The sequence below is a fragment of the Agrobacterium sp. OT33 genome, from assembly GCF_017313365.1.
Taxonomy (GTDB): domain Bacteria; phylum Pseudomonadota; class Alphaproteobacteria; order Rhizobiales; family Rhizobiaceae; genus Agrobacterium; species Agrobacterium rhizogenes_A.
The window spans coordinates 23,438-30,682 of the sequence record NZ_JAFLMZ010000015.1 but is presented as its reverse complement, the minus strand read 5'-3'; the positions used below and the strand labels follow the sequence as shown (position 1 = coordinate 30,682).

At 61.1% G+C, this 7,245-nt stretch carries 6 protein-coding genes; 2 read left to right on the top strand and 4 right to left on the bottom strand.

The genetic code is table 11. The features are described from left to right. Window positions 1–202, top strand: a 202-nt coding sequence (locus tag JZX88_RS25560) for a hypothetical protein (protein ID WP_206915149.1), incomplete at its 5' end; no start/stop codon positions are given. On the opposite strand, the gene JZX88_RS25555 is transcribed toward JZX88_RS25560, so the two are convergent. Together JZX88_RS25555 and JZX88_RS25550 are read right to left on the bottom strand one after the other, a co-directional pair. Next, window positions 199–1,509, bottom strand: a complete 1,311-nt coding sequence (locus JZX88_RS25555) for an extensin family protein (protein WP_206915148.1) — start codon at window positions 1,507–1,509, stop codon at window positions 199–201. The genes JZX88_RS25560 and JZX88_RS25555 overlap by 4 nt on opposite strands. Window positions 1,510–1,923: 414 nt before the next feature. Beyond that, on the bottom strand, window positions 1,924–3,738 hold the full coding sequence (locus tag JZX88_RS25550) for a methyl-accepting chemotaxis protein (RefSeq protein ID WP_206915147.1): 1,815 nt from the start codon (window positions 3,736–3,738) through the stop codon (window positions 1,924–1,926). Between the two features lie 263 nt (window positions 3,739–4,001). Here JZX88_RS25550 and JZX88_RS25545 point away from each other — a divergent pair, with 263 nt between their 5' ends. Then, entirely contained in the window at window positions 4,002–4,316 is a 315-nt protein-coding gene (locus JZX88_RS25545; RefSeq protein WP_065115999.1) for a DUF1883 domain-containing protein, read from the top strand. 112 nt (window positions 4,317–4,428) lie between these two features. On the opposite strand, the gene JZX88_RS25540 is transcribed toward JZX88_RS25545, so the two are convergent. Together JZX88_RS25540 and JZX88_RS25535 are read right to left on the bottom strand one after the other, a co-directional pair. Beyond that, complete coding sequence (locus JZX88_RS25540) at window positions 4,429–5,745, bottom strand: replication-associated recombination protein A (RefSeq protein WP_065116000.1); 1,317 nt, start codon at window positions 5,743–5,745, stop codon at window positions 4,429–4,431. Next, a complete protein-coding gene (locus JZX88_RS25535; RefSeq protein ID WP_065116243.1) occupies window positions 5,742–7,148 on the bottom strand; it encodes a DegQ family serine endoprotease in 1,407 nt (468 codons plus the stop codon). Before JZX88_RS25535 ends, JZX88_RS25540 begins: the two co-directional genes overlap by 4 nt. Between the last annotated feature and the right edge of the window lie 97 nt (window positions 7,149–7,245).

Genomic DNA, 7,245 nt, shown 5'->3' with positions numbered 1-7,245 from the left:
GATCTCCCCCCTTGAGGGGGAGATGCCCGGCAGGGCAGAGGGGGGTAAGCCCCACGCACCCTCGACCCCAATGGACAACCTGCTGAAAGCTCACACCTGGAGCATCGGAACGAAAAGTGTATTGCGGTTTTCGGAAAATCCGATTCTCAAGCAAAAACTGAGAGCGGCGGCACCGATTTCGATTTATCTCTCGCCGCTCTAATCGCAATGCCTGTAACCGGACTTGCGCGTGCGCAGGTCGAAATGGAAATGGTTCCAGTGATTGGGATCGCTGCCCGGCCCGAGAACGGTGGAGAAATATTTGCAGCTGTCGGACCTCACCGCCTTCAGCAGCGCCTTTTCGCGGAAGGCGAAGAAGCTCTTGCTGCGGACGTCGATTTCCTTGCCGTTCTTCAGCGTGATGGTGCCGATGTCGATGGCGTTGCCGCGCGCATGTTCCGACCACGGGTTGCTGGAGCGCGAATTCATCTTGCGGCAGGAATAACCACCCATCGGCGTGATGCGGCCGACACCCGAGAGATAACGGAAGCGCGAGGATGGCACGAGTTCGAATTTCACCCATTTGGCGAAGGCAAGCGTGACCTGGCAATTGAGCTTCACCGCCGGGCGGATGGCGACGCCGCTGGCGAGACCGCTGAGTTCGATCGGATAATCGATGCCGCAGGTCGGACCATCGGCGATACGCGCAACATCGCGGAAAGCGACGCCAAGACGGCGCAGCTCGGAGCGACAGGCAACTTCAGAGGACGGCATGACGCCGGGCGGCATCGACGACCGGTTGCTTTGCCCGCCGCGCGCCATCGGATCATTCGGCATCAACATGGCAACCTCCTCCACCGGCTGGCGGCGGGAAGACGCGCCAATGGGCGGCGGCGGTATCAACCGGGATTGACCGGCGCTCTGCTGCCGGCGAGGAGGAGAAACGGCCACCGGATTGTCGGTGCCGATACCATCCACCACCGGCTGCTCCGAAACACCTTCGGCAATGTCGGCATCCTGCTCTTCCGCAAGTCCGCGAACCGGTTCCACGCCCAGCATGGAATCCATGTTCACCCCTCCCTCACCTTCGGCGATCTGGCCGCCGGCCATCGGTTGCGAGGACATGGTCTGGCCTTGCGTCGCCTGGTTTGGCATCGCCTGATTTGACATCGTCTGCGTCGGGGCACTGTGGCCGCTCGCCGCCATGCGCGCCTGATGCTGGGTGTCGAGTGTGGAATAGCCCTGTCCGCCCTGTGGCGATTGCAGCAGGGGGTCCTGCGAAGCGTAAGGCTCCGGCATCGGCTGTGACACGGCTGCGGGATAATCGGTGGCCTGTCCGGCCCGCTCGGCCTGATAGACCGCGCCTGACGGTGCGCTGTAACCCTGCTGCCGCGACGACCTTATGGCGCTGACGCGCGTGGTGCCGTCCACCTCCGCCGGTGGCACGAGGCCCTCCGCAGAACACGACACCATGACCGTGGAAATCATCAGCAACGTCACAAGACGACGCGGAAGGGAAACATACGCCATACGAGAACCTGTACCTTCAGCGGCCGCAATCGCGGCAATACAGGTCAAATTTTAAAGAAATGAGGTAAACGAAACCTTATTGGTTGCGGGAAATAACAAATCATGTGTTTGACGCCATCCGCATGCACACGATGCGGCGAAACCGAGCGCGACGACCACGTCCCCTGACCCTTCTTCCGTCATGCGCAGGCAAATTTTCCGCGCGGACTTCAATCGCCTTGAAGTCGATGATGCCGGGCGGGCACATTCTCTCGACGTTCTCCTTAGCCCTGTCCCGAGGATGACGTCGGCGTGATGGGCTCGACTGGCCGCCCTTCTAACCGCGACACGGGCAGATGACGTGCTGACAAGTTCTGAAACAACAAAGGGCGCAGCCAAAGCCGCGCCCTCCACTTTTGGCCGAAACACCTGAAATCACGCCGCCCGCGAAACCTCGCGCCCGACACCCTGTCCAAGTTCGAAACGTGAAAGCAGCGAGCGTAGCTGGCGGCTTTCCTCGGCCAGCGTCTGGCTGGCCGCCGTCGTCTCTTCCACCATGGCGGCGTTCTGTTGCGTCATCTGGTCCATGTGGTTGACGGAGGTATTGATCTCCTGCAGTCCGGTCGCCTGTTCCCGCGCCGCCGTGGCAATCGTATTCACATGACCTTCGACGCGGTTGACGAGTTCCACGATCTCCTCCAGCGCATCGCCGGTGGAACGGACAAGCGCGACGCCGCCGCCGACCTCCTCCGCAGAACGATTGATAAGGGTCTTGATCTCCTTGGCGGCATTGGCGGAACGCTGCGCCAGTTCCCGCACTTCCTGCGCCACCACGGCAAAACCTCGCCCTGCCTCACCCGCCCGCGCCGCCTCGACACCGGCATTCAGCGCGAGAAGGTTGGTCTGGAAGGCGATCTCGTCAATGACGGAGATGATCTGCCCGATGCGTTTCGAGGAATCCTCTATCCGGCCCATGGCGTCGACGGCATTGCGGACGATATCGCCCGACCGGCCCGCACTGGTTTTTGTGTCCTGCACCATCTGCCGGGCTTCGTTGGCCCGTTCGGAAGCGGTGCGCACCGTGGCGGTAATTTCATCCAGAGCCGCGGCTGTCTCCTCCAGCGCCGCCGCCTGCTGTTCGGTCCGGCGCGAAAGATTTCCGGTCGCGCCGCTGATGTCAGAGGCACTGTCATTGACCACATGGCCGGTTCTGGCAATAGCCTCGATCGCGCCGTGCAGCGCCCCGACGGCCCGGTTGAAATCCATGCGCAATTTCTCATAATCCGCACCGATGTCGGCAAGCGACACGGTCAGATCGCCATTGGCAAGGGCTTCGAGCGCATGGCCCAGCCGGTCCATCGCGTGGGCCTGCCGCTCGGATGCGGAACGCAGGAGCATCTCGTTGCCCTGTCGCGCCTCCTCCAGCGCCCGCTGCTGGTCAGCCTCACGCGCCTGCAGGGCGCTGCGCTCATTGACGCTGTCGCGCAGGACCAAAAGCGTCTTGGCAATCGCGCCGATTTCGTTGCGGCGGTCAGCGAACTGGATTTCGGCCGTGCCGTCACCATCCGCGATACGCTTCATGCTCTGCCGGATCAGGTCGATCGGCCGCGTCACGCCGCGCACGACGGCGGCGGCCACACCGATGACGAGAAGGCCGGACAAGGCGCACAGGCCGACATTAAAATAGGCGTCGTTCCAGAAAGCCGCCTCGAGGTCATCGACATAAACCCCCGTGCCGACAATCCAGCCCCAGGGCGCAAAGCCGGCAACATGGGAAAACTTCTCCACCGGTTCCGGCGCGCCGGGTTTCGGCCAGTAATAATCGACAAAGCCCTGGCCGCCCGCCTTCACCGTATTCACGAATTCGACGAACAGCGCCTTGCCGTTCGGATCCTTATTCGCGGTGAGGTCAGTGCCGTTCATTTCAGGCTTGATCGGATGCATCACCATTTTGGGATGCATGTCGTTGATCCAGAAATAACCGCTGCCATTGTCATAACGCATGGCGGCGATGGTCGTCTTGGCCTGCTGCTGCGCCGCCTCCCGGCTCAGACTGCCGCCCTGCTCCAGGCGGTAATATTGCTCCAGAATGGCGACGGCGGTTTCGTTCATCGCCGCCAGTCCCGCTTTCCGCTCGCTTTCCATCTTGTGGTAACTTTCAAACAGGCTGAAAGTCAGGGCTGCGGTCAATATTGCCAGAAACAATGCGACGAGCGCATAAAGGCGCATAGATATCGTGATATTTTTCATACTCCCCCCAACGCCGATGATGTAGTTCGACCAGCCGAGGTTAAAGTTGAAAAATTTATTATCATTAAATATGCATATTATACGTTAGTATTATTCTCACTCATGTCGATCGGCGGTCGATCAGTACCTGCAATACTGGAAACCACCATCCGAAACCGGCACAGCCGGGGTGGAATTCGTCAAACCCCGTGCCGTTTTAAAGAGCTCGTTAACCCTGGCGTTCTATCCTCTTCTGCCAAAATACGGATACAGGGAGGCGCGCGATGGCACGGCCGAATTTCCGCTATACGCATTATGACCTGAAGGAATTGCGGGCTGGCACCAGCATTGAAATATCGCTGTCGGCCGTCAACAATGTCCGGCTGATGACGAGCGCGAATTTCCAGCGTTTCACCGAATTGCTCGACTTCAAATATCTCGGCGGTGTCGCCAAAAAATCGCCGATCCGCATCGCCATTCCCGAAACGATGCACTGGCACCTCATCATCGATGCCGAAGGCCATAACGGCCTGGCGGAATCCTCGGTCAAGATGCTGCCGGCGCAACCACAGGCGACACCTCACCGCAAGGCATCCTGATTTCCTTTAAAAACAGGAGGTTGTCGCGGTTTCGCGACTCTTTTTGCCAGCGGCTTGATTCTGTTTCTCAACATCGCCACGCAATGCGGCTCCCGCCCCGACCACGCAAACCCTAGCGTGCCCCACGCTCGCGGCGCAGCTTCGCCCACCAGTCGAGACGCTTGCGGATTTCCCGTTCGAACCCCCGGTCCGGCGGATCGTAAAAAGTGGTGCGCCCCATTTTCTCCGGGAAATAATCCTGTCCTGAAAAGGCATCCGGTTCGTCATGGTCATAACGGTAACCGTCGCCATAGCCTTCACCCTTCATGAGCTTGGTCGGCGCATTCAGGATGTGTTTCGGCGGCACCAGCGAGCCGTTTTCCTTGGCTGCCCGCATCGCCGCCTTGAAGGCGGTATAAACGGCGTTGGATTTCGGCGCGGTGGCAAGATAGACGCAGGCCTGCGCCAGCGCGAGTTCGCCTTCAGGTGAACCGAGATAGTCATAGGCATCCTTGGCGGCGTTGCAGACGGCAAGCGCCTGCGGATCGGCAAGGCCGATATCCTCCACCGCCATGCGCACCAGCCGCCGGCCGATATAAAGCGGATCCTCGCCGGCATCGAACATGCGGGCGAGATAATAAAGCGCCGCATCCGGGTCCGAACCGCGCACCGACTTATGCAGCGCGGAAATGAGATTGTAGTGCCCGTCCTGGCTCTTGTCGTAGACGGGCGCACGCCGCTGCACGATGCGCGTCAGACCTTCGGTATCGAAAGTCTCGTCCTTGCGCGCCGCACGCCAGACCTCCTCGGCAAGCGTCAGCACGGCGCGGCCATCGCCATCGGCCATGCGGATCAGGCTGGCCCGCGCCTCTTCCGTCAGCGGCAGGGCCTTCTGCTCCGCCTCCTCGGCGCGCTTTAAAAGCTCGCTCAGGCTTTCCTCGTCATGCGAGCGGAACGTCAGCACACGCGCCCGCGACAGAAGAGCGGCATTCAGCTCAAAGGATGGATTTTCGGTAGTAGCGCCGACCAGAATGATGGTGCCGTCCTCCATCACCGGCAGGAAACTGTCCTGCTGGGCGCGGTTGAAACGGTGTATCTCGTCTACGAAAAGCAGCGTCTGCCGGCCATTCATCCGGCGGGCGCGCGCTGCCTCGAATACTTTCTTGAGATCGGCGACGCCGGAAAAGATCGCCGAAATCTGCTCGAAGGCAAGCCCCGCCTCGCCGGAAAGCAGGCGGGCAACCGTGGTCTTGCCGGTTCCGGGCGGACCCCAGAAGATCATCGATCCCAGGGAGCCGCTCTCGATCATGCGGCGCAGAACGCCCTCTTCGCCCGTCAGATGCGGCTGCCCGCTCACCTCCGCCAGCGTCTTTGGACGCAGACGATCGGCAAGAGGCCGCCGGTTGGCGACCTCCACGGGCACTTGCGGGGCAAAGAGGTCGTCGCTCATCGCAGGAACTGCCGGATGCGCTGGCCGTCACGCAGGATTTCCACGCGCCAGAAGCCGGGATTGTCATCCAGCGCCTTCTCGACAGCAGCCGTGGAGGCGATATCCGCGCCATTCAGCGACAGGATCACATCCTTGGGCAGAAAGCCGACACGATAGGCGGGCGAGCCACGTTTCACATCGGTAATGACAACGCCGGTCACCTGCGACGACATGCGCAATTCGTCGGCAAGCTTCGGCGAAAGATTGGCGACGGTCGCGCCGGCGAAGGGATTGCGGCCCTCGATCAGGCGTTCATCGCGCGGCGCGGTTTCCGGCGCGGTATCGAGCGCAATGGTCAGCTTCTTCTCCTTGCCCTTGTCCATGACTGTCAGTTCGGCTGACTTGCCGATACCGGCCGTCGTCAGGCGATAACCAAGAGCATCCGGATGTTCCACCTCGAAACCGTTGACGGCGGTGACGACCTGCCCCGGCTCGATACCCGCCTTCTCGGCCGGACCGTCCTTGACGACGCTGACCACCAGCGCACCGCGGGCGCGGTGCAGGCCAAGCGCTTCAGCGACATCCGAGGTTACCGGATCGAAAGTCGCGCCAATATAGGGCCGCTGGAAACTTGCGTCCCCCCGCTCGGCGGCGGCGACGAAAACCCGGACCAGATTGGCGGGAATGGCAAAACCGATACCGTTCGAACCGCCGCCCTTGGAGAAGATGGCGGTATTGATGCCGATCAGTTCACCCGCCATGTTCATCAACGCGCCGCCGGAATTGCCGGGATTGATGGAAGCGTCGGTCTGGATGAAGAAACCGAAATCGCCCTGCGTCACCTGGTTGCGCGCCAGGCCCGAGACGATGCCGCTGGTCACCGTCTGGCCGACACCGAACGGGTTGCCGATGGCCAGCACCAGATCGCCGACCTCAATCGCATCGGAATTGCCAAGCGACAGCACCGGGAACTGCTCCTTCGCATCGATCTGCAGAATGGCGAGATCGACCCGGTCATCCTTCAGCAGCACCTTGGAGGAGAACTCACGCCCGTCCGCCAGCGCCACCTTGATGTCATCAGCCCCGTCGATGACGTGATTATTGGTCACCACGAGACCGCCGGCGGTCACGATCACGCCCGAGCCGAGCGACGACTGTTTTTCCGTGCGGTTCGGCATCTGCTGGCCGAAGAACTGCTCGAAGAAAGGATCGCCGGCAAAAGGCGAAAGGCGCCGCTGCACCACGCGTTCGGCATAGACGTTCACCACCGCGCCTGCGGTGCGCTTGACCAGCGGCGCGAAGGAAAGCTGCATTTCCGTGTGGCTCGATGGCACGGCCCTGTTGTCCTGCGCCGCGGCACCCACGGGCAGGAGAACGAGCGCGGCGAGAAAGCCGGTGGACAGATACTTCAACACGCTTCGCATGTGATTCCTCATCGTCATCAGTATGATGGAGTTATAACGCCAAAGCCTGTAAAGCAAAGAGCGGCAAGATGATGGCCGGCCTTTTCCCTGTTCGGGC